The sequence below is a fragment of the Limnothrix sp. CMB-01 genome, from assembly GCF_055193175.1.
Map to the genome: position 1 here is coordinate 3,870,389 of NZ_CM143720.1, position 23,243 is coordinate 3,893,631.

The window sequence follows — 23,243 nt, forward strand, 5'->3', positions numbered from 1 at the left end:
TCATTCAGCAAGATCAATTCAGAAGGATTAATTGAGGACTGTGGCCAACAGGATGTTGAGTCCGTTCTTGTTTCGGCCTAATCTTAACAAGCGAAAGTGGGGACTGATGGCGTTGTGGTGGCGGGCAGATCGGCAATGCGGTTTTTAGTGGAAGGTTGGCTGTCGGCTCCCCACTCCTACACAACGGTGAATCAGTTCCAATGCTTGGCGCTGCTGGAGCGATCGGGGCTGCAACTGTTTCATCGCGAGCAACCCTTGGCCCATGGTTGGCAGCCGATCGCGGGGCAATTGGATCCGGAGCGATCGCGTCGATTGGCCCAAATTCCGGCCCCCGATGGCGACCCGGTGGATGGACTGTTGCGGATCGATTCGCCCTACCGATTGGAGCCAGACCCGATCGCCCGTCGATCGTTTGTGTTTGCCACGGCGGAATTTGGCAAGCTGCACCATGAATATTGGCAATGGATGGGGTGCGCCCAAAAAACGGGCAAATGGGCGGCGGTCGGGGGCGATCGGGGAGCCGTGGTGCTCACCCCTTCGGCCTGGTCACGGCAGGGGCTAATCCACAGCGGCGCAGCGCCCGATCGGGTCGTGGTGTTGCCCCATGGGGTCGATCCCCAGATTTATCACCCATTGGCCGTGGTTGATCGGGCGGATCTGCGGCGGGCCTGGGGTTGGGAGGGTTGCCAAGTCCTGCTGAACGTGGGGGGCACGATTCCCCGCAAGGGTGGCGATTTATTGATTTTGGCGTTGGGGGCAGTGATGGAGCGATCGCCCCAATTGCGCTGGGTTTTGAAGGCCAATGACGCGGTTTATGGACGCGATCGGGGGCGAGCCGCCTGGGTGAATCAGGTGCGATCGCTATTGCCGGCCGATCGGGCCCAACGGTTGCTCGATCGAACGATTTATCTCAACAAATTTTTGTCCTACCAAGACATGGCCAAGCTCTATCAAGCGGCCGATGGCTATGTGTCGCCCTACCGCGCGGAGGGGTTTAACCTGCCCGTGTTGGAAGCGATCGGCTGTGGGTTACCGGTCATTTGCACCCAAGGTGGGCCCACCGATGAATTCACCAACCCCGCCTTCACCCTCCCGATCACCAGTCAACTGATTGAGAAACCCGTTCAATACCCGGATGGCGTTTCCGAAACCGTTTGGATGTGGGAGCCGGATTGCGATGCCCTGGTTGATTGTCTCGAAACCTGGCTCGATCGCCCCCAATGGCAAACGGCGACCCGGGCGGCCGGCCCCGCTTGGGTGCAAAGCCGGTTCACCTGGGATCACGCCGTGGATAAACTCCTGAGCCTGGTGGCCCAGCAACCCTAGTGCGCCCGAGCCACCAAAGCCCGGTGACGCACCGTAGTGGATTGGACAGTGATCAACTCAAAGCCCGCTTGCTCGATCGCCTCGCCCAAATCCAGCGCAAAGTACTGATCCAAAAACGGCTCCGTACTCTTGAGCAGGGTCAGGATATAGGGCGGCATTTGGGCGTAAATCTGGGATTTGGGGTTCATGTCCATAATGCCCAGATAGCCGCCGGGCTTCAGCAACCGCCGGGCCTCTTGCAAAATCGCGATCGCCGCCGTCTGGGGCAGCTCATGGTATAGCAGGCAAGCCGAAACTAAGTCATAGCTCGCGGCCGGTAAGCCGGTGTTTTCCGCTGCCGCATGAACCCAACGGGGCTGGTCCCGATCGGGATTCATGGGGGAATGGTGAGTGTTGTAGGCGGCCACCGCCAGGAAATTCGGCGACAGATCCACCCCCGTCAGTTGGGCTTGGGGATAAATTCGCTGCAAGGCAAAGGTGCTCATCCCCACGCTGCATCCCAAGTCCACAATCTCCCGAGGCTCGATCGCCACCGTGGCCTTCAGCACGTCATGGTAAGCGGCCCGCAATTTTGCGTCCCCTTCCGGGGTTTTTTCGCCAAAAATGGTGGAATGCACCGAATAGGCCGCCACTTCCACCTCGCTGGCCGGCTCCCAGCCCAAATTCCCCTCAGGATAGGCGTGGAAAGGATTGAGGTAATAGTCTGGATAGGTGAGGTTGGGGTTGCTGACCTGGGCCAGTTCCGCTGACCAATCCCGACTTTGCAACTCAGCGGCCGTCTTGCGCCAGGGAATGCCCATGCTTTCGGCCCGCTCAATCATCATCTTGCGGGCGCGGCTACGAGCAAAATTAGCCAGGGGTTTGATGGACAGCAGCCCATTCACCAAACGCGAGGCGGGGCCGGGTTTCACAAAGGCAGTGGCGGTCATGGAAAGGTCAGGCAATAGTTGTTTGGGTTAAAGCTTTTTTGAGTTAAAGCTTTGGGATGGAATTTTTAGGGTGAAATCTTTGGGATGGAATCTTTGGGATGGAATCTTTGGGGCTAATTGAGTTTTTGGAAGTTTTTTGAATTTCTTTGAATTTTGAAGATTGAGTTTTGAGGGTTGGATTTGGATTTTTTGGATATTGTATCAGTCCTCACGGTTGCGGTTCGATCGCCCCACCACCAGGACAACTGAATCGCGCAGGGCGATCGCGCAGTTGGTCGCTTCCCAAGCCGTGAGCTATGATGCTGCCTGAATTTGCGAAAACCGCCGCCCAGGGAAGAAACCCTGAATCTTGATGCGATCGCCCAACCCAGAAACCTTGAGCATGGTGCTGAAAGTCGCGGTCTTGTCCGTGGTGCTGTCGGTGGCCATCAAGCTAACTGCCTATGGATCGATCGGCACGCCGCCAGACTGGGTGGCTTGGGTCATGATCCTGTTGCCATCGCTGATTTTGGCGGGTTGGATGTGGCAGCAGCGCAAACCCGATCGCCCGTAGATCGCCCGTAAGCATCCGTAAATCACCCCAACATCCATAGATCACCAGATCACCCCAAGATCACTCCAAGCAATTGCCCCGTAAATCACCCCGCAAATCGCCCAGACAGTTACACGGGAAATTGCACAGGAAATTGCACAAGAAATCGCACAGGACGCTCGGTTCATGACCCTCGGACGCTGGTTAGGCTTACTGGTTTTTATTGCGGCCCTGTATGTGCTGTGGGCTGTGCGGCAGTTAGTGCTGATGATTTTTGGGGCGATCGCCATTGCCGTCGCGATCGACCGGTTGGCCCGCGCCCTGCTCACCCTCCAGTTTCGGGGGCGCAACCTGCTCCAGGATCGAACAAAGGCAATTTTTGGGGCGATCGGGCTGTTGGTGGCTTTTTTCTTGGGGGCCATGTTGTTGGTTGTGCCCCCCTTTGCGGCTCAGTTTCGGGAGCTGACCGAGTTGGTTCCCGTGGCGCTCGATCGCCTCGATACCTGGTTCAGCAACCTTTCCCAACAACCCTTGGGCCAGTGGTTACAAACGGTTCTCCCCAACCCCGACTTCCGCAGTTTGCTCACCCAGGCCCAACCGGCCATTAATCCGCTCTTTCGGGGTGGGTTTGCCCTGTTTGCCAGCACCCTGGGCGGGTTCTTCAACCTGCTGTTGGTGACCATCTTGGCCTTGATGATGCTGTTCGATCCATTGCCCTATCGCAATGCCTTCGTGCAGCTCTTTCCCTCCTTCTATCGGCGGCGGGTGATCACGATTCTCGATCGCTGCCGCAATTCTCTCGATGCTTGGCTGTTGGGCATTTTGTTGAACATGTCGATCATCGGTGTCCTCAGCGGCACGGGGTTGGCCTTGATGGGGGTGAAGCTGGCCCTGGCCCACGGGGTTTTGGCGGGTTTGTTGACGTTCATTCCCAATGTGGGGCCGGTGTTGAGCGTGTTGCCGCCAATGTTGGTGGCGCTGTTGGATGATCCGCTCAAGTCCCTGTTGGTGCTGGGTTGGTACGTGATTGTGCAGCAGTTGGAAACCAATTTGCTCACGCCGATGGTGATGTCCAAACAGGTGTCCCTGTTACCGGCCGTGACGCTGATTGCCCAAATCTTTTTTGCGACCTTTTTTGGGTTCACGGGGCTGGTGTTGGCGTTGCCGCTGACCGTGGTGGCCCAAGTTTGGTTCCAGGCATTGTTGGTTGAGGATGTGCTGGATCATTGGGATCAGGGGCCGCGTTGGCTGCGATCGAGCCGCGAAGGGGCGATCGACCCCGACCCTGAACAGGCGCTACCGGCGGCCGTGGCTGTGGGCGGCGATGATTCTCAGACTCCTGAGCCATCAGACTCCTGAGCCATCAGACTCCTGAGCGACATGATTGGCGATCGCGACCCATACAGCACCTTGGATTGTTGAGTTGAATTTTTGATCAGAACAGCCCATCATCCCCCACCGCCGCGAAACCCAGATCGCGCGATGGCAGCCACCCGGCTAAAATGGCAACAACTCACCACTTGCTCATGGTTGGGGCAAGTGCTTGCGCTACATGGCCTTTAGCGACAGTCGGCGCTACTATCAAATTTTGGAACTGGAACCTGGCGCTTCAGCCGAGGAAGTGAACCAGGCTTACAAAGACCTGGCTTTCGTTTGGCATCCTGATCGGATCCCAGACGACAATCCCCGTTTGAAAGCCAAGGCCCAAGAGAAGCTGAAGCAGCTCAATGAAGCGCGGGGCTTTTTTCGGGCCCATTTTCGGCAGCGACCCAACAGCGGGGCCCCAACGGAACGAACCACCGCCCAACCCCACGGGCGATCGACGGCCCATCACCACAAAAATCCATACCATGCCGGTGTGCATCACCAAGGGGCTAGCCATAGTGCCAGCCCCGGTGCGAATCACAGCGCAAACCACGGTACAAACCACGGCACGAACCATAACGGCTCCGCTCAAGGATTTGGGGTCAATGGGCAATCAACCCCCAAGGCGGGGGCCTATGGATCCAGTGCCAATGGGGCCGGTGGATACAGCACCTATGGATACAGCGCCCAAGGCCCATCAACGGGTTCGGTTCCTGGCCAAGGCATTCATTCCGAACCGGAGCCGTTCGCTTGGAAAACACCACGCCGATCGCCCTTTAATAGCCATCCCCCCGGTGACCCCACGGCGGAAACGACCGCCAATCGATCGCCCGAACCGCCCCCACGACGACCTCGCCCCCCGATCGTGCCGCCCCAATGGCAAGATCAACCGCCGCCTCGTCCTGCTGCCGATTTGAGCGGAGCCAAGATGCGCGGGGCCAACCTGCGGGAACGGGATTTTGCGAGCCGAAACCTGAGCGGGGCTGACCTCGCGGGAGCTGATTTGACGGATGCCTTTATGCACCGCGTGAACCTGAGCGGGGCCAACCTGAGCGGGGCCCGGTTGTTTCGGGCCAATCTGCTGCAAGCGAACCTGAGCGGGGCCGACCTGAGCGGCACGGACTTGATCGGGGCTGACCTGAGTGGGGCTGACCTCCGGGGAGCCAATTTGACCAATGCCAAGATGACCGTCGGTGGGCGGCTGATGGTGCGGTTAACGGGAGCCAAGCTGGATGGGGCGATCGTTCCGGCGGATCTGAGGCGATCGCCCTAGCGATCGGTCAGGATTGCCCCCAGTCCTGGAATTGCACCTAAGCTTCCCAATCCGGACAAGCACCCTCCGTCCAACCAAAGGGATACATTCCGCAGATCAGCAGCGTGCCGTTGTAGACCCGGCCATGGTAGTGACGACAGCCCACACAGGCGGCATGGCGGTCAACCGGCGGCACTTTGGGGTTGAGTTGGTCGTAAAGCGCATCGTATTGGTTCAGGGTCGGCGGGGCCAACGCTGCCCGATCGCCCTCCGATTCCGGTTCTTCGGTGGTGAAAGGATTGGCCGGAAAACCGGTTTCCGCCCAGTCTGACCACAGGGGCGCTAACCAATCGTTCACCTCGGTGGCCCACTGTTCGATCGCCCCGTCCACCTCCTGGCACAGTCGATCGACCTCAATTCCCCACTGTTCAGCCAAATGGGTTTCCACTTGCTCCTGAAGGTCAAGGGCCGTTTGCTCCAGTTCCCGGGCCGAATCCGTCAGCCATTGATCCACCTGGGTCACGGTTGATTCCACCGACTCGGCCATGGTGGTGATCACTGCATCCAACGTGGCTTCCACTTCCCGGGCGATCGGCTCCCAATCCCGGGCGATGGGAGTCAACCACTGTTCAAGATTCTTAGCCCAGTTCCCGGCCCAATCATCTTTCCAATCGTCCATTCATATCTCCGCGTTTCCGCTTGGGGCCCCATGTCACCAACTGCCGCCACCTCGGTGATGCGATCGAGGGGCCAACTTGAGGGGCTATTCCCAGCTTAAGAGCTGGATCCCGATCACTGCCAAGGGGGGCCCTCTAAATTCCTGGGGGTAATTCTTGGGGGTAATTCCTGGGGGCAATTCCGAGAGACGATCGGTTATCTCCTCACAGCGGGACAGGATCCCGATCGCCCCGCCACGGGTGTTTGCGCCTATGATGCCTACTATGATGTGCGTTGCACTTTTGCGCTGCTGCCTTTGAAGGCGCGATTTTTTTCCGGTACTTGCCCATGGATACTTCAATCAACCTGCTGGCCAACACCATCCTGCAATTCGTCAATATCTATACGCTGGTGATCTTCATTCGGATTCTGCTGAGTTGGTTTCCGAACATCGATTGGTTCTCCCAGCCCTTTGCCACGGTGGGGCAGTTAACCGATCCTTACCTGAACCTGTTTCGATCGATCATCCCGCCCCTGGGTGGCTTAGATTTTTCGCCCATGCTGGCCATTTTGGCGCTGCAATTGCTGTCCCAATTAGTCAGCAGCGCTGTGATGGCCTTGTAGCCAAAGGGCCCGGTCACCAATGGCTCAAAGCTGGCCCGGAGACGAGGGGCGATCGGGCTGGTGTTGTTGCTGGCGATAGAGACCATAGCCAATGGCGAAGGGTTTCAGCAGCCCATACAAACCAGCCAACACGCCCCAAATCAACCCAATCACCAGGGCCGGACGATGGGCCGCCAAGTCGTTGGCCATCCGCTCCAGCAGGGTATGGGGCTGGGTGAACAAGTCCCAACTGTTAAAGCGCCAAAACCGACCCACAAACACCCCCACCGCCGACAGGCCATGGAGCAACTGTTCCATGGGCGGAATCCAGCGGCTGCGCCCGATCGCCCGGAGCCATCCATCCAGCCACACCAGCGACCAAACATAGGCCCCAAAGCCCACGGCCACAAACAGAACGTATTGCGGAATCACGATCATCACTGTGGCCCAAAGGGACGTGTAGCGATAGCGAATGTCATTGACCAAATGAATCAAATCGGTCAAGACATAGGGCGCATTGGGTAAGAACAAAATGAACACGATCGCCAGCCCCCACCACAGGGGCGATCGGGGCGATCGAGCGGGGCGGTGTCGAAAGAGCCAAGCGGCAATTCCCAAAGGGACGATGGCCAAAAATAAATTCCAAGCCATCCAATAGCTGTTATCGGCCCAGAGTGCGATCGTAATCCGCAGCCACTGCGCCAATGTTTTGAGAAGGGGTTCCATAGCCGATCGCCTTGATCAGAAGCGTGTGAGATCAGAAGCGTTTAAAAACGGATCAGATTGAGTCAGGCAGATTGCATCAGGCAGATTCAACCGGGCAAATTCAATCAGGCAAGTTAAGCCGGGCAAATTTAATCAGATAGATTCAACCAGGCAAGCTAAACCGGGCAAATTCAATCGAGCAAAACCCGACCCAAATCCTCTCAGGAAGACCGATCAAGAAGACTGAATCAGGGTTTGTAATCGATCAGCCGCCGGTTGGTCTCCCAAGGCCAAGTAAAGATCTCGGGCCTGTTTCAGATGCTCGATCGCCTCAGCAGAACGGTGTTGAGATCGACGTAGACGGGCAAGCACCAGGTGTGGCTCCGGGTCGTGAGGATTATGGGCGATCGCCTGCTCCAGTTCCTTCGTTGCCTCGTCCCACTGTTCCTGTTGGATCAGCACCCCAGCCCAGGCCACCCGATAGGCCGCCTGATCCGGGTCAAGCCCCCTTGCTTGCCAAGTCTGTTCAATCGCCTTAGCCGCTTCGCCACGGCCTTGATAGGCGTAAAGATCTCTCGCCGCGATCGCCGCTTGCAGGGCCTGAGCCTGTGCGCCGTGGGCCTCCAGGGCCTTCGCCAGAGCCAAATGGGCATCGGGATCGCTGGGATGTTGCCGAATCGCCGCCTCCAGCAGGGGAGCCGCTTCCGCCGGTTGGTCATTGTCCAGCAGCGCAATGCCCGCCATCAGAGGCGATTCCGTCAAAGATGAAGCATTAAACGCACTGCTGCCGCCGGTTTGAACCGTTTCCGCGATCGCCCGTACTTGCTCCAACTTGCCCAGGGCCCAACTCGCAGTCTGTTGCACCTGTTGATCCGGGTCGCGGGCCGCCATGCCCATCATTTGGCTGAGGCGAGTCACTTGTTCATAAACCTGCGTTAAATCCCGAATCGCATTGGTGCGCACTTCCGGATTCGGATCCCGCAGGGCCAGGGCCATCGCCTCCAGGGTGGGTTCCAACACCCGCGACCCGATCGAGGTTAAAGCCGCGATCGACAGGCTTCGTTGCTTGGAATCCCCATTCAGCAACACATCCATCAGGGGACGCAGGGCCCGAGAGTCGCCCCGTTGTCCCAATTCCCAAATGGCCTTGCGGCGATCGGCCGCGTTGTCGCTGCGGAGATTTTGAATTGCCCGCTCAATCAGGCTCGGTTGCACCACCCGAGTAGGCGCAAGGGCCGTTGGGCTGGGCAAAGGAGCCGTCGGGTTGGGTGCGGCATTGGGTGCGGCATTGGGTGCGGCTTTCGGCGCAGCCGCATTAGCCGCCGGATTGGGCAAGGGCGCAGGCGTGGCCGGTTCAGGCGCTTTGGATTCCGCAGGAGCCGGATCCGCCGCCTCTGAAGGGTCGCCAGAGAGTTCGGAATCGGCTGCCGGGGTTGGTTTTTGCCAGGGAAACAACCGGCGACGGGGTTTTGACTCTGGCTTGGATTCCGACTTGGATCCTGGCTTGGAGTCGATCGGGGCGGCCGTTTCCAGCGCCATGGCATTTTGACCATTGTGGGCTGCCGCACTGTGGGCATCGAGGGTGGGGCCCACATCCCGGGGCCGGGTCGATCGCGCCGCCGGAGCCAACGGAGCACCCCAAGGGTCGATCGCCTCCAAACCCTCTACGGCATCTGGATCCGCCAAAGGATCAAAATCCGCCTCTGACTCCGCATCCGCTTCATCCCAACCAAAATGCTCATTATTCCGAACTTGGCGAACAAACCAAACCAAGCCCCCCAACAAACCAAGCCCCCCAATTCCCGCCGCCCCCAACAACACAATTCGGCGTTGGAATGCCCGTTGATCGTTTTTGGGTTTCTTGGGCTTTTTATTCTGTTGGTTTTGATTATTATTCTGATTATTGTTTTGAGTATTGCCTGAATTGCCTGAATTATTAGGCTGATTATTTTGATTATTCTGGCTATTGGAATTATTACTATCGGAATTATTATTTGAACCGTTGTTGGAATTGCCTTGATTGCCCGAATTGTTTTGCCCAGAATTTTGCCCAGCATCCGCCGGTTGAGATTCATTGGGAGCTGCTTGGGCCAGGGGCATCGATGCGGAGGATGGCGAAGACTGGCTAGCGCTGCGGTTGGGGCCGCTGATGGCCGGTTGAACTTGGAGCAAGGCTTGGGCCACCGTTTCCGTGGCCGCCAGTCCACCGCCGGGGGTGGCCAAACTGCCCAACATCACGATCGCCATGGCCCGGGCTGCGCGATCGCGGGTGCGGGATTTGGCTCCTGTCCAACTAGCTCGCTTCATAAACAACCGATCGAAAGGGGGCGCGAAATTTGCAGAAAACTTGCGGAAAACGCCTGGAACAGACGCTTGCAAGAGCCTAAAGGCCAAGGCTCCTATTCATCATTCCCTGAGATGCCACAAGCAAGACAATCGTAGGCCAGGAGTTTCAGATTCTTTGCTGATTTCCTGAATGCACCCATCCAAACAGGTTTGCATCTTCTAGACCCATGGGAGCGGATCCGTTTGCCGATCCGTTGGCTGACGTTGGCTTGCGGCCGCGATCGATACGTCTAGCAATACATCTCCTGTCGAGACTTCCGTTGATATCTCCATTGTGGCATTGGTGCTTGTGGCATTGGTGCTCGCTCTCCATCCCCCTAGGGTCGCGGTGTGCCGGTGGGGCTGGGATTGCTTTGGGCGGGCGCTGCATTAGGTTTACGTGGCTCCGTGGGCGACATCAGTTGAATTGAGTCAAAAAAAGCCTGCACCTGGGGAACCTTGAGTTTGCCGTCTTCGGCCGCCACAATGGCCCGATACCAAATTCCGTTGGCATAGAAAATTCGCACCCGGGCCGCGAAACCGCCCGATCGCGACAATTCCAGATCGCGCCCCTGAAAACCACTTTGTTGCAAGGGCTTTTCGGAAACCACCTTGGCGGAAATGCCCTTGGCGATGCTGTCGCGACTGGCATCCAGAGCCTTGGCCACATCCACCCCCGTGCCCGCCGGAACCGGAAAGCGATTGTGCGCAAACAGATAAAACCGCTTGGCCGGTCGGTCTTGGTAACGGAGCATAATCACTTCCGCCGGGCCCACTTCGGTGGGGACGCGGCTGGTTTCTTCCTGGGGCTTGGCGGGAAACGCCACGGAAAAGCCGGCCTGGGGTGATTGGTAGCGTGGCCAGGTTTTCAGTAATCCGGCGATCGTGTTGGGGGTGGCGGAAGGGCTGGGCAACAGGGCCGCTGGGGCCATGTCCGGTAGTGTGATGCCTCCCGGTTGGGCAGCGGGCTGGGAGGTGGTGACTTGGTTGGTGCAGCCGATCGAGAGGCTACCCAGACCCAAACTGAGCAGGATCGGCCCGATCGGGCGAAACCAGTGAACGGACAACGGAAGAATGCGATCGAGCATGGAACGCCGACAGTGAAACAGCAAAAAGGCTTGGGCCCGAAACGCCCTCCATTATGCGTTGCTGATTGCCCTGCTGCTAATTGGATCGGTTTAGATCGGCTTAGATCGGTCTGATCGCCAACGAATTAGGGACTGCAAGGCTTCGTGATCACCGCATAAGCTCGATCGCCCTGGATTGGCTGGCTCTGGATTGGCTGGCCCATTTCGCTCATCCCGCAGCAACACCACAAAGGAACCGGCCCCCAAGCCTTCCTGGGGAAACATCCGATAGCAGGGAAAAGCCCCGTGGGTCGATCGCCAAGGCTCCAGGGCCGCGACGGGGTACGGCTCCAGGTGGGGAAAACGATCGAGTAGCCATTGGGTGGCCCCTTCGTTTTCCTCGATCGCGTAGGTGCAGGTCATGTAGGCCAGCCAACCACCAGGAGCCACCAGGGCCGCCGCGTTGGCTAAAATCCGTTTTTGGCGATTGGCATTTTTCCCGATCGTCAGGGGATGGAAACAACCGGGATTTTTCTCCCCCTTCGCCAGCAGGGATTGACCCGAGCAGGGCGCATCCACAATCACCAAATCCGCCCAGCCGGGAATCGCCTGGGCCAAGGTTTCCGGGTCGGCGCAGGTGGTGATCGCCGGGCTGAGGCCGCAGCGCTTCAGGTTGCTGACCAACATGCCGATCCGTTTGCCGATCGCCTCATTGGCCACCAGCAGCGACGGTTGCAGCGCCCGCCAGGCAAAGACACTCTTGCCCCCCGGCGCGGCACACAGATCCACCAGCCGATCGACCCGATCGGGAATCGCCAGCAGGGCCGAAGCCGCAAACACCGAGGAAAAATCCAGACAATAGAACACCCCCGCCTCGTGCAGGGGATGCTTGCCGGGTCGCCGATTGGCCGGTTGGTCGGCGGTCAAATCTAGCCGATCGACCCAGGCCGGCTGCATCGCCAAGGGAGGCAGGGCCGCGAAGGGAAACGGATCGGGGCGATCGGCCAGCCACAACAAACAGGGCGCAAACCGCTGGGCTTGGCCGAGGCTCTGGACAAAGGCCGCGCGATCGGCCGGCTCCCCAAACAGGCGATCGGCTAGCTTCAGCAACAGGCGCGACGGCTCCGTTGCGATCGCTTCCGAGTCCGCTGGTTTAGCCGATCGTTTCTTCGATTTGCCCATCTCCACTCGCCCCCAAAGATGAGTAGACAAGGGGCTTAAGCCCCTTGCCCCCCAGGATCACAGCCCGGATCAGTGCTCCAATGGTTCCTTAAACCGCCGCGCGATTCAGATCCAACACCGCTTGCAGGCGATCGAGCACCAGTTGCCGATCCAAATAGGACAGCAGCGGCCCCGCCTTCGGGCCCCGTTCCTTGTTCAAAAACGCCAGATAAATCGCCGAAAAGGCCACCGGCATTTTCAAATCCAGCTCCCGCGTTGTGGCAAACAGCGCCGTTTGCAGGGATTCGCCGTCCCAGCTTTCCACCGTTGCCAAGGTCTTCAGCAAAGCTTCCACGTAGCCGATTTGTTCCGGCGAAAGTTGGTTGGCCCGCTCCGGAATCGTATCCAGATAAAGCACCAACTTTTCTTCTTCGTCGGCGTAGTCATTCAGCCACTTTTGAGCGGCCGAAATCCGTTCGCGAGCAATGTGCCAATCGTAATCCGTCATCGGTTCGGCGGCGCGATCGGCCACTTCCTTTTCCACATCCAAATGGGGCACTTGCAACAGCGAAATTGCCGTGCTCAATTCAAAGGGTTGGTAGGGCTGAATTTCCCCATCCAACTGGGCATAAAACAGCGCCATCCAGTCTTCATTCAGTTCTGGCGGGTTGCCCCCATTGGCGATCGTTTCCCGACGATATTTGTCGATCAAATTGTCGTAATCCCGGAACACGCGCGTAATGCTTTCGTAGTTGGGCGCAAAGTTAATGGCCGTGCGGGGCGGCGTGCGCAACATCAAAAAGCGCAACAACTGCGGTGGCAACAAATCGGCAATTTCGCGAGCGCTGGAGCCGATGCCCTTGGAAGAACTCATTTTCGTGCCATTGACCAAAATGAATTCGTAGGGCGAATGGAAGGGCGGTTGTTGACCCAAAACCTTGCGAGAAATGGCGTTGGCTACGTCGCGGGAGCCGCCCTTTTGGGAGTGGTCTTTACCGGCTAGTTCGATCGTCACGCCCAGCAATTCCCACTTGGCCACCCACTCGACTTTCCAGGGCAGTTTGCCGTTGCCATCGAAGGGCGAAACCCAACCGGAATGGCCACAGCCTTGGGTGTAGTCCGTGGCGTTGGGATCACAGGTGTAGAACACCTTACCGTCTTGATAGTCGGTGACTTGGGTAGTGGCGATTTTGCCGCAATGTTCGCAAATCACCTGGAAGGGATACCAGTTGCTGGGCCGATCAGCCTTGCTGACTTCCTTATAGGCTTCGCGCACCAACTGGGCGTTTTTGAGGAAGCGATCGATCGCGGGATTCAACTTGCCCGATCGATACAAATCCCGCAGGTAATAAATCTCGGGCCGCACACCCAAATACTCAAACACATCCAGAAATTCGCCCATGAAATATTTGGCGTAATCACTGGCGCGATCGCCCGGCGCAGTTTCATCGGGCGAGGGCACATTGCAGAGGGGCCAGCCCAAATAGCGCTCAAATTTTTCCCGATCCAAATAGCGCGGCACGGTGTCCAGCGCGTCGTAATCATCCACGCCGTAGATGAATTTCACGGGCTTGCCGGCCTGTTTCAGAGCGCGATAGATCGTGTCGTGAATCACGACTCCCCGTAAGGAGCCAACGTGAACACGCCCCGATGGCGTTTTGGAATCGTTAACGATCTGTGGACCCTGTGCGTCGGCGGCGATTTTATCTGCCCAGAAACTCATGGCGGTGGGGCGGTGATGACGAGGTAATGGTTACAGAAAAAGATGGGTGCAGAATGCCAAGGTTGCAAAATGCCTATTCATTTTAGGGACTTGGGGCCTTTTACGCGCGATCGCCCCGAAAGGTTAATCAACGGATGCTGAAAAAGCTTTATCTAGAAATTGATCAGGTTGAACCAGTTAACCCCGCCCCTTCAATACCCCCAGTCCAAACCAGCCGATCGGCCATTGGCATAATGAGACCAATCGCAATCTTGAGGAAAAACCGATGGTTGCTCAAATTCCCCCCAGTGAGCCGGGAAAAGTCCAGCCCAAGCCGATCGAATATCCCGACAGTGACGGCCAGCCGATGGCAGACAACACAAAGCAATTTCACTGGATCCAAACTATTCAAAGCAACCTCGCCACCATTTTCAGTGACGATCCGCAGGTGTTTGTGGCCGGTGATTTGCTTTGGTATCCCCTGGAAGGCAGCAACACCATTCGCCAAGCGCCCGATGTGATGGTTGTCTTTGGGGTTCCCAAGGGAGATCGGGGTTCCTATATGCAGTGGCGCGAACACAACATCGCCCCTCAAGTGGTGTTTGAAATTTGGTCGCCGGGCAATCGCTTTGGGGAAATGCTGAAAAAGCAGATGTTTTATAACCGCTATGGCGTTGAGGAATATTACATCTATGACCCCGATCGCAATGAATTGAACATTTTGACGCGGGGAGACAGGGGCGATCTGGAACCCGTTGAGAATCCCCAAAACTGGGTCAGTCCTCGGCTGGGCATTCGCTGCCAACTGGATGAAGAAACTCTCACCTTGTTTGGGCCCGATGGCCGGCCCTTTTCCACCTTGCTGCAAGAGCGGCAACGGGCCGATCGGGAACGGGAGCGGGCCGATCGGCTGGCGGCCCGGTTGCGGGAACTGGGTTTGGATCCCGACGCGATCGCTCCCTAGAACCCTGAGCTACCAGCCCGAGTAACCACCATCAGCGATCGCAGCCATCGAGATTGTGGCCAATATCACCCCTACAGCATCACCTCTACAGCAGCCCAGACACCTCGTAGAGCTGGCGCGTGCGGGACAAAATCTTATCGCCATAGTTCAGATCCGCCTCCCAACGCCCACTCAGCAGCGCCACCGTGGGAGCCACGCCGCGCGGCACAAAGCTAAACCGAGGATCCACCACCGCATTCGCCAAGGGTTCCGTGCTGGCGTAGGCCTTGAGGTGTTGGATGTGGGCCCGCACCCCCAGCCGCGCACTGGCAAAGGAAGCCCCCTCGGGATTGCCCCCTAAGGCCCCCAGCCCCCCAAAGTTGTTTTGGCTGGACTTGGTGGGGCCCGGAAATTGCAGAAAGTCCGTTTCCACGCACATTTGGGCAAAGGCTAGATCAAAATTGACCCCCTCGGCGATCGCCTCTTCGCGGTAAAGGCGCGGTAAATCGGGAAACTGGCTACCCGCATTGGGGTTAAAGGCCCTCAGAAAGGTCAGCATTTGGGCATCAACGGTGCTGCCCAGTCCCATAATTTGCCCCTTCAAGGTGTTGGAAACCAAGAGGTTGGTGCGGAGGGTGACGGCGCGGGTTTGGCTGTTCCAACCCACAGAGATGTTGTATTGCCGCAGGTCGATCGCCTTGAAGTAAACGATGTTTTGGTAGCGCACTCGGACGATTTGCGGGTTGGTGGCCACTTTGATGCCCAGGCGATCGGCCAGGTCGATCGGGATGTAGGAATTGCCATTGATCAGCACGCCCCGCTCGGGATAGCGCTGATTATTCACCTCGATTTGAATGCTGCTGTAGGGCTGGGCGGGGAATTCCAGCAGAATTTGTTGCAGGCCATCGCTGAGGCCGGTGGCGATGCCCCAACCTTGATTTTTGAGAATCGTGCGATCGGTCTCGTTGGTTAAAAAGCCCACTTCCACCAACAGCGAAGGAACCGTGAGTTGACGACAAAACAGCCGATTCCCCAACCCCGTGGCCGTGTCGGGCAATGCCCCCCGCGAAAGGAGTTGGGGAACCCGCGCCAGGGTCGATCGCAACAGGATTTCTGCCTGGGTTTGGCGCACCTGATTATTCGCAATGAAATAGACTGTCGTGCCTCGGGTGGCGGGGTTGCTGGAACCATCCAGGTGAATTTCCAAGGCCACATCCCCGGCGCGTCCTCGGGCATTGATCCAAGCGATCGTCTGTTGCAGGCTCAAGTCATCGGGAACCGTCAGCACTTCAATGCCCCGCCGTTGCAGGGTTTGGGCCGTGGCTTCCCGCAGCCAAATCATTTCCCGGGCTTCGGTGGTTCCTGCCGCCATAATGCCAGGATCCAAAACCCCGTTTTCATAGCCCCCATGGCCCGCTGAAAGGAGAACCCGCCCCATGAATTACTCTCGATCGAACTTCGACCAATGCTAGATCACCCGATTCCAAAAAATCACTAGGATGCGGTGCTGTTCAGAATCATCCCGAGGGCGATCGCGCGGCGGATTCGCGCAAGAGGTCTATGGGGTCACCGACTTGGGATTTGGGTTGCAATTTGAGTTGCGATTTGAGTTGGAATTTGGGATTGTCCACCCCGCGCTCGAAATTTGCCGTTTTGGAGCCGCAAGCAACGGAGCCGGCGGCCGTCCGGTACACTGCATAGATCCGTTGTCGGGTCGATCGCCCGGTTTGCTGATCATGGTTGAAGCTGCTGCATTTTCTGAGCACCCACATCCTGAAGAATCAGAGAATTTAGAGAATTTAGAAAGTTTAGAGAATTTAGAAAGTTTAGAAACCCTTGCAGGAGAAAACCTGGAAGCCTTAGAAGATTTGCCAGAGCCGGAGGAATTACCCGATCGGCCGGTGGCCCACGGCGATGACTTGCCCGATGATTTGGTGTCGGCCTTGGCGATGCCCTTGCGGGGAGCCAAATTGCCCTCCACATCCGCAACCACCCAGCAGCCGGCCGAACAGCCTTCAACTGCGCATGACCCGGCTGAATCGCCCACCGAAACCGGCTCGGAAACCGGCAGCGAAGTTCCTGTGGCCGAGTTGCCGCCCCTGTCGCCAGAAGCGGCCAAGCTGGCGCGAGAATTGCTGACGGGAGCCGATCGCCCCGTGGCGGATCTGACTGGGGAACGGGGGCCCCAAGTGCGCCTTTGGATTCCGGGCTGGGCTGAATTGACTGGATCTACTGGATCTATTGGATCTCTCGAATCTGCGGAGACAGAACCCGCGACGGGTCGGGAATCGCCGCCAGAATCCCCAGCCGAATCCCAGCCAGAAGCGGCGGCTCCTGAGGCGATCGAACCTATCCCGGCTGCCGAGATCAATTCTTCTGCCCAAACGCTCTCCGAGGCCAAACCCTCCGAGATTAAAACCAGCAACACCAAAGACAGCCAAGAAAGCAAAGAAAGCGCCGATCGAACCCAACCGGTGCGCCTGGTGCTGCCGCCGGACTTTGTGGCCGAACAGCCCGATCGGGGCTTGGCCTGGACCGATTTGTGGCAGCAATTGATGCATCGGCTGTATGGGGGGGAGCGGGGCTGGACACCCGACGGGCCCGTCACGCTGCAAGCGATCGATCGCACCTTGGAAGCCAGGCAACTGAAGGCGATCGCCGATGCCCTTCAGGAGGTGCAATTGCGGCTGACCCGGGTGGAAACCAACCATCCCGCCACCGCAGCCCTGGCGATCGAAATGGGCTATGCCCTTCAGTTCACACCGCCCGAACCCACCCAGGAACCGATCGCGGCCGATCCTGACCTCGACCTTGCGCCCGATTGTTTGTATTTGGACAAAACCTTGCGATCGGGGGTGGAAATTCGTTATCCGGGCACGGTGGTGATTCGCGGCGATGCCAACCCCGGCAGCGCGATCGTGGCCGGGGGCGACATTCTCGTTTGGGGGCGGCTCTGTGGCGTGGCCCACGCGGGCATTAATGGCAACGAAAGCGCCATCATCATGGCCCTGAACCTGGCGACCAATCAGGTGCGCATTGCCAGCCGCACGGCCCGGGTTCCCGAGTCCAAGCTCGATGTGCCCTGTCCGGAAGTGGCTTACATTTCCGGAAAAGGGATCCGAATCTCACCGGCCGCCGACTTTGCCAAAAATGAAGTGCGATCGCGCCTGGGGGAACCACCCGCCTAAACGCTTGCCTCCACCCCCCGACAGATAGTCAAATCGCCCTTTGATCGCCATGCTAAATTGAGGTGTCTTTTCGGGTTCCGCCCGATCGCACCGCCCTTGGCCGTTCTGAATCCACCCTTCTCGATCGACCCTTCAGCCGTTGTCAACTATCAGGCAATCCCATGAGCCGCATCATCGTAATCACCTCCGGCAAAGGTGGCGTAGGCAAAACCACCTGCACCGCCAACTTGGGCATGGCCCTGGCGCAACTGGGGCGAAAAGTGGCGCTAGTGGATGCCGACTTTGGCCTGCGTAACCTAGACCTGTTGTTGGGTCTGGAAAATCGCGTGGTCTACACCGCCGTGGAATACCTGGCCGGTGAGTGCCGCCTGGAGCAGGCCCTCGTGCGCGACAAACGACAGCCCCGATTGGTGCTGATGCCCGCCGCCCAAAACCGCACCAAAGAATCGGTCACCCCCGACCAAATGAAAGCGTTGGTTTTGACCCTGGCCAAAAGTTTTGACTATGTGTTGGTGGACTGTCCAGCGGGCATTGAAATGGGCTTTCGCAACGCGATCGCCGCCGCCCGCGAAGCCATCATCGTCACCACTCCCGAAATTGCCGCCGTGCGCGATGCCGATCGGGTGGTGGGTCTGCTGGAGGCCGAGGGCATCAAAAACGTTCGGTTGGTGGTGAACCGGCTGCGGCCGCAAATGGTGCAAGCCAACGACATGATGTCCGTGGACGATGTGCGCGAAATTTTAGCGATTCCGTTGGTGGGAATTTTGCCCGACGATGAACGGGTGATCACCTCCACCAACCGAGGGGAACCGCTGGTGCTGTCGGAGCAAGTCTCCGTGCCCAAGATGGCGTTTAGTAACATTGCCCGCCGTCTGGAGGGTCAAAACGTGGAATTTTTAGATCTCACCGCCAGCCACGATTCCTTGCTGAAGCGGCTGAAGCGCTGGCTGAAGGGTAGCCCTCGCGGTTAGCCTGGATGGGCGAGCCGCTCCCGATCGGCCGCTGGAAGCTTCCCTGACCGCTGGCTCAACCTTGGCCAAGCTGGTCTCATCCCTTGGGTGGTGTGTCTTGACTGCAAGGGCTGTTGCGATCGCCCGGGGCCCATGACCGGCACAAAACCAAGCAACCGGGCGGTTTTGGCTCCGTTGGCAACCAGCCCTCAACCCACAACTCGTTTTTTCCCTCAGATCGCCCTTCGATCCAGCGCGCTGCGTTATCTGCGTCATGTTAAGCGAACTTCTCGATAAACTTTTTGCCCGCGATCCCGACAGCCGCAGCGTGGTGAAACAGCGGTTGCAATTGCTGTTAGCCCATGACCGAACTGATCTTTCGCCGCAGTCGCTCGATCGAATGCGCCAAGAGATTTTGGATGTGATTTCTCGCTATGTAGAAATTGATAGCGAGGGATTGCAATTCATGCTGGAAAACGACCTTCGCACCACGGCGTTGATTGCCAATGTGCCCATTCGGCGGGTGCGCCCGGACAATGAACCCTCGGAGGAAGCGGCCGCAGCCATGGAAACCCCGATCGAGAGTGTGATCCCGGAAGCCCCTTCCGAAACGGACGAAATCATCGATTTGGAATCCTTGCCCCTTGATGGGCCCACGGAAATTACCCCCTAGCAAGGTGAATCAGCCAGTGTTGGGTAATGGCGATGCGGCAGACCCCCTGAAACCGCAGGAAGGCAGTCAGTTCCAATCGGGGGAGCCATTGGACAAGGGGGAGACAACGACCTTGGCAACGGTGCGATCGCGCTGGGTGCAGCGGCTGCGGCACGATCGCGCGATCGCCGTGATTCGATCGCACAACTGGCTTCAGGGGCTGGCCATGGCCCAGGCGGCCGCCGAAGGGGGCCTGCGACTCATTGAAATTACTTGGAACAGTGTTCGGCCGGCGGAATTGGTGGCCGAACTGCGCGATCGCTTGCCCCACTGTCAAATTGGGGCCGGCACGCTGCTGGATGCGGCCATGGTGCGGGAAGCGGTGGCGGCGGGGGCCCAATTTGGTTTTGCGCCCTTTGGCGACTCGGGGGCGATCGCGGCGGCGGTGGCGGCCGGCATTCCGATCGTGCCGGGAGCCTTGACCCCCACGGAAATTGCCCAGGCTTGGCGGGCCGGAGCCAGCAGCGTTAAGGTGTTTCCCATTTCGGCGGTCGGCGGAGCAGCCTACGTGCGATCACTCGTGCCCGTGTTGCCCATGCCGCTGATTCCCACCGGGGGGGTCACTTTGGCCAATGCGGCGGAATTTTTGGCGGCCGGGGCGATCGCGATCGGCCTGTCGGGGGAACTGTTTCCAGCGGAAGCCGTGGCCGCTGGTCGTTGGGATCAAGTGCGCGATCGGGCCCGTCGCTTGGCTGAACAGGTGGCCCCCCACTGTCTTCCAGAGACGACCCCGCCGCTCGAAGATCTCCGCCCCTAGACCAACCGCCCGGCGACAGTCTGGCCAATTAACCGGATACAGCAGAAAATCAACTGGGAAACCGATTATCTTTCAAGCACTTCGTGGCCCCAATCATTGGCCCCACGAAAATTGCCCGGTTAAAATGCGAAACAATCTGCCTGCTCGATCGCTGTGCTGCGGACTTGGCAGATTTTTTGCAGACTTGGCAGATTTTGCAAATTTTTTTTAGGAACCTCCATGACAGGGCTGCTGGCAAAACTCGATGACACCCGCGATCGAGTGGTCGATCGTACCCGAGAACTCAGACAACGGCCGCCCCAGTGGTTACGTCGGCCCAAGTTTTTGATTGCGGGGGCACTGGTGACCTTTGCCGCCTCCTGGGCCGGGGCCCAATCCAGTGCCGCTCACTACTACTTCGATCAGTGGGAGCGGGCACAACTGACCAAAACCCTGGCCGTTTTGAACCAGCCCACGCCCGACCAACAACCCCGCTGGGCTGCCATCACCGATCAACGCTGGAGCTTTTTGGAGCGATCGACCCGGGCCATGGCCCAAGCCGCCAGCACCGGCCTGGTGAATTTCAAAGAGCTGCCCTTTAATCCCAAGGCATCGATGGCGATTCTGAAGCGGCTGGATAATGTTCGTTGGCTCCAAGTCGATATCGGCAACCAACGCTTAACCGCCTGGGAAGGAAATCGCCAAGTCCGCACGGATGCGGTTTCCACCGGCAAAGCCCGCACACCCACCCTGCCCGGCACTTGGACGATTTACACCAAGCTGCGATCAACCCGGATGCGTGGCCCCGGCTATGACGTGCCCAATGTGCCCTACACGATGTATTACGACGGGGGCTATGGCATCCATGGAGCCTACTGGCACAACAACTTCGGCACACCCATGAGCCACGGTTGCACCAATCTCCCGGTATCCACCTCCCGCTGGTATTTCAACTGGGCAGAAGTGGGCACGCCCGTGGTGGCCCATCGCTAGGGCCGATCGGGGCTGGTTGGCTCTGGATCCCGTACCCACAGGGCCAGGCCGCCACTGCGCCCCCGAGCCGCCAGCCCCGATTCACCGGCCCAGCAGAACGCAAAAAAGGGCAAATAGCCGATCGCCCGGCGGTTAAATGGCTCCTGGGTTAGGGCCTTTGTGGCCGGCCGCTCGCCCCGAACCGGGCCGCGATAAACCACCCGATCGCCAATCCCGATCGCCAGTTCCAAAAAATCAAAAGCCAGCAAATTCCGCTGGCCCACCCACCGGGCCGGGCCAGAAAACTCCATAAAAATCGGCCCCACCTGCACTCGGTTCTTGATTCGGGCGATCGCCCCCGTGGCTTCGTTGGCCAAAAAGGTCAGATAGGCCGGGGCAAAAGCCGGAAAATAAAACCCCCGATCGCGCTGGGCCGACTTTTTGGGCGACACCACCCCCAAACGCCAGCGACCCACCAGCGACCCTTCCGAGAGCTGCACCCGATCGCGGCGGGTTTGGGTTTCCACGGTTTTCATCGCGGTCACCACGGCAGCGGGTCGCGGACGCTCAGGCTCGGTCTGGGGATTTTGGATCGATCGCGCCGTCTGTTCCAGCAGTTGCGCAGCGGCCGGTTGCATTGCGATTTCGGTTGCCATGATGGTGCCAATCAACGGATGGAGCGTTTGGGAAGCCGGAAACCTCAATGGCTCCAATATTTGGCTTCAACGATGGCTGCAACCCATGAAGATCACTCAATGGGTCACAGTCGATAGCCATAGTCAATAATAGTTCTGCCCTATCGTTCTGCGCTTCGGGATTCCAACGGCTCCCGGCCACCCCTCCTCGATCGGCTATTCCTTCTCGATCCGCCATGCATATCTCGCCATGAATATTTTGATTAGCAACGATGACGGGATTTTTGCCCTGGGCATTCGCGCCCTTGCCAATGCCTGCGCTGAAGCGGGTCACCAAGTGACGATCGTTTGTCCCGATCGGGAGCGTTCCGCCACAGGGCACGGCCTGACGCTTCAGGATCCAATTCGCACGGAACTGGTTCCTAACCTGTTTCACCCCAGCGTCACCGCTTGGGCCTGTTCTGGAACGCCCGCCGATTGCGTCAAGCTGGCCCTGGGGGCCCTGCTCGATCGCAAGCCCGATGTGGTGCTGTCGGGCATTAACCACGGCCCCAACCTGGGAACCGATGTGCTCTACTCGGGAACTGTTTCGGCGGCCATGGAAGGCCTGCTGGAGGATATTCCCAGCTTTGCCTTCAGCCTGGCCAAGTTTGGTCATCTTGACTTCAGCGCCGCCGCCGAGTTTGCCGTGCAAGCGGTGGCCCAACTCATTGCCCAGCCGCCCGCCCGGCCAATGCTGCTGAATGTGAATATCCCAGCGCCCGACGGCCCGATCGCGGGTGTGCAGCTCACCAAACTCGGCTTCCGGCGCTATCACGACCTGTTTGAAAAGCGGGTGGATCCCCGTGGCCGCACCTACTATTGGCTGTCGGGAGAAGTGCTTGAAGAAATTGACCCGGAAACCATGCCCGGGGGCCAAACTTCGCCCCTGATCACCGATGTGCAAGGAATTCGGCAAAACTACATCACCCTCACTCCCTTACATTTCAACTTGACCGATTGGGCGGAGATGACCCCCTGGCAACCTTGGATCGATCGACTGGCCGAGAGCTATGGGCCAGCCCCCAATCCCGCAGCCTAAGCCAACGTCAGTTCGGAATAGGGGAAGCAGCAGAAAGACGGGACTGGTTAAGCTGAGGTGTTAATCCAAACCAGCCTTAACCCAACCCCGTCGTGCTCAGGTTAGAAGCTCTGTTCTGCAAAATCGACGACTTCTGCCAAGATTTTGAAACGTAATGGATGCGACACTTGCTCAAGGATGGTTTCAAGCAACACCAGCGTGAGCACTCCATGAGTTTCAATCTCAAGAACCGTTACCAGATTGAACACTCTCGTCACTGCAGTCCGGTCAATTGTTGTGTGTATCTGCCCAGTGAACTGATTGCCTACTGTCATCAACCCCAGAAACCGTCCCTCGATTTGGCTGTGTTGGGAATTGAGCTACACGATTAACCCGAACTGACGTGTACTGAATTCGGCAAGG

The 23,243-nt window shown here is 58.3% G+C and carries 20 protein-coding genes and 2 pseudogenes; 13 read left to right on the forward strand and 9 right to left on the reverse strand.

Annotated features, from left to right (window positions below):
* Positions 1–135 precede the first annotated feature (135 nt).
* The gene (locus ACZA91_RS15960; protein WP_463183348.1) at positions 136–1,326 is read left to right on the forward strand and encodes a glycosyltransferase family 4 protein; all 1,191 of its coding nucleotides are present in this window, start codon (positions 136–138) and stop codon (positions 1,324–1,326) included.
* Here ACZA91_RS15960 and ACZA91_RS15965 read toward each other — a convergent pair.
* Complete coding sequence (locus tag ACZA91_RS15965; RefSeq protein ID WP_463183350.1) at positions 1,323–2,255, reverse strand: class I SAM-dependent methyltransferase; 933 nt, start codon at positions 2,253–2,255, stop codon at positions 1,323–1,325. The two genes, ACZA91_RS15960 and ACZA91_RS15965, sit on opposite strands and share 4 nt — an antisense overlap.
* Positions 2,256–2,607: 352 nt before the next feature.
* On the opposite strand from ACZA91_RS15965, the gene ACZA91_RS15970 reads away from it, so the two are divergent.
* The 3 genes from ACZA91_RS15970 to ACZA91_RS15980 all read left to right on the forward strand — a co-directional run bounded on the left by ACZA91_RS15970 (position 2,608) and on the right by ACZA91_RS15980 (position 5,425).
* Positions 2,608–2,808 (forward strand): hypothetical protein, encoded by a 201-nt coding sequence (locus ACZA91_RS15970; protein WP_463183353.1) that lies wholly within the window; start codon positions 2,608–2,610, stop codon positions 2,806–2,808.
* 165 nt (positions 2,809–2,973) lie between these two features.
* Positions 2,974–4,146: an AI-2E family transporter gene (locus ACZA91_RS15975; protein WP_099532213.1), complete on the forward strand. Its 1,173-nt coding sequence runs from the start codon at positions 2,974–2,976 to the stop codon at positions 4,144–4,146.
* A 193-nt stretch (positions 4,147–4,339) separates the two neighbouring features.
* Positions 4,340–5,425: a pentapeptide repeat-containing protein gene (locus ACZA91_RS15980; RefSeq protein WP_463183355.1), complete on the forward strand. Its 1,086-nt coding sequence runs from the start codon at positions 4,340–4,342 to the stop codon at positions 5,423–5,425.
* A gap of 37 nt (positions 5,426–5,462) precedes the next feature.
* On the opposite strand, the gene ACZA91_RS15985 is transcribed toward ACZA91_RS15980, so the two are convergent.
* Complete coding sequence (locus tag ACZA91_RS15985; protein ID WP_463186488.1) at positions 5,463–6,083, reverse strand: hypothetical protein; 621 nt, start codon at positions 6,081–6,083, stop codon at positions 5,463–5,465.
* Positions 6,084–6,409: 326 nt separating this feature from the next.
* Between ACZA91_RS15985 and ACZA91_RS15990 the strand changes: the two genes are divergently transcribed.
* A complete protein-coding gene (locus ACZA91_RS15990; RefSeq protein ID WP_099532210.1) occupies positions 6,410–6,685 on the forward strand; it encodes a YggT family protein in 276 nt (91 codons plus the stop codon).
* A gap of 24 nt (positions 6,686–6,709) precedes the next feature.
* On the opposite strand, the gene ACZA91_RS15995 is transcribed toward ACZA91_RS15990, so the two are convergent.
* The 5 genes from ACZA91_RS15995 to lysS all read right to left on the reverse strand — a co-directional run bounded on the left by ACZA91_RS15995 (position 6,710) and on the right by lysS (position 13,645).
* Positions 6,710–7,390: a DUF1361 domain-containing protein gene (locus ACZA91_RS15995; protein WP_099532209.1), complete on the reverse strand. Its 681-nt coding sequence runs from the start codon at positions 7,388–7,390 to the stop codon at positions 6,710–6,712.
* A gap of 213 nt (positions 7,391–7,603) precedes the next feature.
* Positions 7,604–9,676 carry a HEAT repeat domain-containing protein gene (locus ACZA91_RS16000; protein WP_463183359.1) on the reverse strand — a complete coding sequence of 691 codons (2,073 nt, stop codon included), beginning with the start codon at positions 9,674–9,676 and terminating at the stop codon, positions 7,604–7,606.
* Between the two features lie 356 nt (positions 9,677–10,032).
* Positions 10,033–10,782 carry a hypothetical protein gene (locus ACZA91_RS16005; protein ID WP_190355941.1) on the reverse strand — a complete coding sequence of 250 codons (750 nt, stop codon included), beginning with the start codon at positions 10,780–10,782 and terminating at the stop codon, positions 10,033–10,035.
* A gap of 90 nt (positions 10,783–10,872) precedes the next feature.
* Positions 10,873–11,943: an RsmB/NOP family class I SAM-dependent RNA methyltransferase gene (locus ACZA91_RS16010; RefSeq protein ID WP_463183363.1), complete on the reverse strand. Its 1,071-nt coding sequence runs from the start codon at positions 11,941–11,943 to the stop codon at positions 10,873–10,875.
* 88 nt (positions 11,944–12,031) lie between these two features.
* Positions 12,032–13,645 carry a lysine--tRNA ligase gene (gene lysS, locus ACZA91_RS16015; protein WP_463183366.1) on the reverse strand — a complete coding sequence of 538 codons (1,614 nt, stop codon included), beginning with the start codon at positions 13,643–13,645 and terminating at the stop codon, positions 12,032–12,034.
* 265 nt (positions 13,646–13,910) lie between these two features.
* On the opposite strand from lysS, the gene ACZA91_RS16020 reads away from it, so the two are divergent.
* A complete protein-coding gene (locus tag ACZA91_RS16020; protein WP_463183369.1) occupies positions 13,911–14,588 on the forward strand; it encodes a Uma2 family endonuclease in 678 nt (225 codons plus the stop codon).
* Positions 14,589–14,673: 85 nt separating this feature from the next.
* On the opposite strand, the gene tftA is transcribed toward ACZA91_RS16020, so the two are convergent.
* Positions 14,674–16,005 carry a hormogonium tapered terminus morphoprotein TftA gene (gene tftA / locus ACZA91_RS16025; RefSeq protein ID WP_463183370.1) on the reverse strand — a complete coding sequence of 444 codons (1,332 nt, stop codon included), beginning with the start codon at positions 16,003–16,005 and terminating at the stop codon, positions 14,674–14,676.
* A gap of 61 nt (positions 16,006–16,066) precedes the next feature.
* Between tftA and ACZA91_RS16030 the strand changes: the two genes are divergently transcribed.
* From ACZA91_RS16030 to ACZA91_RS16050, 5 genes and pseudogenes are all read left to right on the forward strand, one after another.
* Entirely contained in the window at positions 16,067–17,755 is a 1,689-nt protein-coding gene (locus tag ACZA91_RS16030) for a septum site-determining protein MinC (RefSeq protein ID WP_463183374.1), read from the forward strand.
* A 161-nt stretch (positions 17,756–17,916) separates the two neighbouring features.
* Positions 17,917–18,726, forward strand: a complete 810-nt coding sequence (minD, locus tag ACZA91_RS16035) for a septum site-determining protein MinD (RefSeq protein ID WP_099533566.1) — start codon at positions 17,917–17,919, stop codon at positions 18,724–18,726.
* Positions 18,727–18,979: 253 nt separating this feature from the next.
* Positions 18,980–19,237: pseudogene (gene minE / locus ACZA91_RS16040) on the forward strand (cell division topological specificity factor MinE); the annotation flags it as partial.
* 145 nt (positions 19,238–19,382) lie between these two features.
* Positions 19,383–20,174 (forward strand): bifunctional 4-hydroxy-2-oxoglutarate aldolase/2-dehydro-3-deoxy-phosphogluconate aldolase, encoded by a 792-nt coding sequence (locus tag ACZA91_RS16045; protein WP_347278353.1) that lies wholly within the window; start codon positions 19,383–19,385, stop codon positions 20,172–20,174.
* 528 nt (positions 20,175–20,702) lie between these two features.
* Entirely contained in the window at positions 20,703–21,146 is a 444-nt protein-coding gene (locus ACZA91_RS16050) for a L,D-transpeptidase (protein ID WP_190529780.1), read from the forward strand.
* On the opposite strand, the gene ACZA91_RS16055 is transcribed toward ACZA91_RS16050, so the two are convergent.
* Positions 21,143–21,781, reverse strand: coding sequence for a hypothetical protein (locus ACZA91_RS16055; RefSeq protein ID WP_190535055.1), 639 nt, complete (start codon positions 21,779–21,781; stop codon positions 21,143–21,145). The genes ACZA91_RS16050 and ACZA91_RS16055 overlap by 4 nt on opposite strands.
* Before the next feature lie 229 nt (positions 21,782–22,010).
* On the opposite strand from ACZA91_RS16055, the gene surE reads away from it, so the two are divergent.
* A complete protein-coding gene (gene surE / locus ACZA91_RS16060; RefSeq protein WP_099533571.1) occupies positions 22,011–22,841 on the forward strand; it encodes a 5'/3'-nucleotidase SurE in 831 nt (276 codons plus the stop codon).
* A gap of 221 nt (positions 22,842–23,062) precedes the next feature.
* Positions 23,063–23,212, forward strand: a pseudogene (locus ACZA91_RS16065) (IS982 family transposase); the annotation flags it as partial.
* Positions 23,213–23,243: the final 31 nt, after the last annotated feature.

What these genes read in the sequence shown, in the direction of transcription:
- ACZA91_RS15980 (WP_463183355.1), top strand. Translation starts at nt 4,340, where the DNA reads ATGGCCTTTAGCGACAGTCGGCGCTACTATCAAATTTTGGAACTGGAA.
- minD (WP_099533566.1), top strand. Translation starts at nt 17,917, where the DNA reads ATGAGCCGCATCATCGTAATCACCTCCGGCAAAGGTGGCGTAGGCAAA.
- ACZA91_RS15990 (WP_099532210.1), top strand. Translation starts at nt 6,410, where the DNA reads ATGGATACTTCAATCAACCTGCTGGCCAACACCATCCTGCAATTCGTC.
- ACZA91_RS16050 (WP_190529780.1), top strand. Translation starts at nt 20,703, where the DNA reads ATGGCCCAAGCCGCCAGCACCGGCCTGGTGAATTTCAAAGAGCTGCCC.
- ACZA91_RS15975 (WP_099532213.1), top strand. Translation starts at nt 2,974, where the DNA reads ATGACCCTCGGACGCTGGTTAGGCTTACTGGTTTTTATTGCGGCCCTG.
- tftA (WP_463183370.1), bottom strand. Translation starts at nt 16,005, where the DNA reads ATGGGGCGGGTTCTCCTTTCAGCGGGCCATGGGGGCTATGAAAACGGG.
- surE (WP_099533571.1), top strand. Translation starts at nt 22,011, where the DNA reads ATGAATATTTTGATTAGCAACGATGACGGGATTTTTGCCCTGGGCATT.
- lysS (WP_463183366.1), bottom strand. Translation starts at nt 13,645, where the DNA reads ATGAGTTTCTGGGCAGATAAAATCGCCGCCGACGCACAGGGTCCACAG.
- ACZA91_RS15995 (WP_099532209.1), bottom strand. Translation starts at nt 7,390, where the DNA reads ATGGAACCCCTTCTCAAAACATTGGCGCAGTGGCTGCGGATTACGATC.
- ACZA91_RS16020 (WP_463183369.1), top strand. Translation starts at nt 13,911, where the DNA reads ATGGTTGCTCAAATTCCCCCCAGTGAGCCGGGAAAAGTCCAGCCCAAG.
- ACZA91_RS16055 (WP_190535055.1), bottom strand. Translation starts at nt 21,781, where the DNA reads ATGGCAACCGAAATCGCAATGCAACCGGCCGCTGCGCAACTGCTGGAA.
- ACZA91_RS15960 (WP_463183348.1), top strand. Translation starts at nt 136, where the DNA reads ATGCGGTTTTTAGTGGAAGGTTGGCTGTCGGCTCCCCACTCCTACACA.
- ACZA91_RS16000 (WP_463183359.1), bottom strand. Translation starts at nt 9,676, where the DNA reads ATGAAGCGAGCTAGTTGGACAGGAGCCAAATCCCGCACCCGCGATCGC.
- ACZA91_RS16030 (WP_463183374.1), top strand. Translation starts at nt 16,067, where the DNA reads ATGCGGTGCTGTTCAGAATCATCCCGAGGGCGATCGCGCGGCGGATTC.
- ACZA91_RS15985 (WP_463186488.1), bottom strand. Translation starts at nt 6,083, where the DNA reads ATGGACGATTGGAAAGATGATTGGGCCGGGAACTGGGCTAAGAATCTT.
- ACZA91_RS15965 (WP_463183350.1), bottom strand. Translation starts at nt 2,255, where the DNA reads ATGACCGCCACTGCCTTTGTGAAACCCGGCCCCGCCTCGCGTTTGGTG.
- ACZA91_RS16005 (WP_190355941.1), bottom strand. Translation starts at nt 10,782, where the DNA reads ATGCTCGATCGCATTCTTCCGTTGTCCGTTCACTGGTTTCGCCCGATC.
- ACZA91_RS16010 (WP_463183363.1), bottom strand. Translation starts at nt 11,943, where the DNA reads ATGGGCAAATCGAAGAAACGATCGGCTAAACCAGCGGACTCGGAAGCG.
- ACZA91_RS15970 (WP_463183353.1), top strand. Translation starts at nt 2,608, where the DNA reads ATGCGATCGCCCAACCCAGAAACCTTGAGCATGGTGCTGAAAGTCGCG.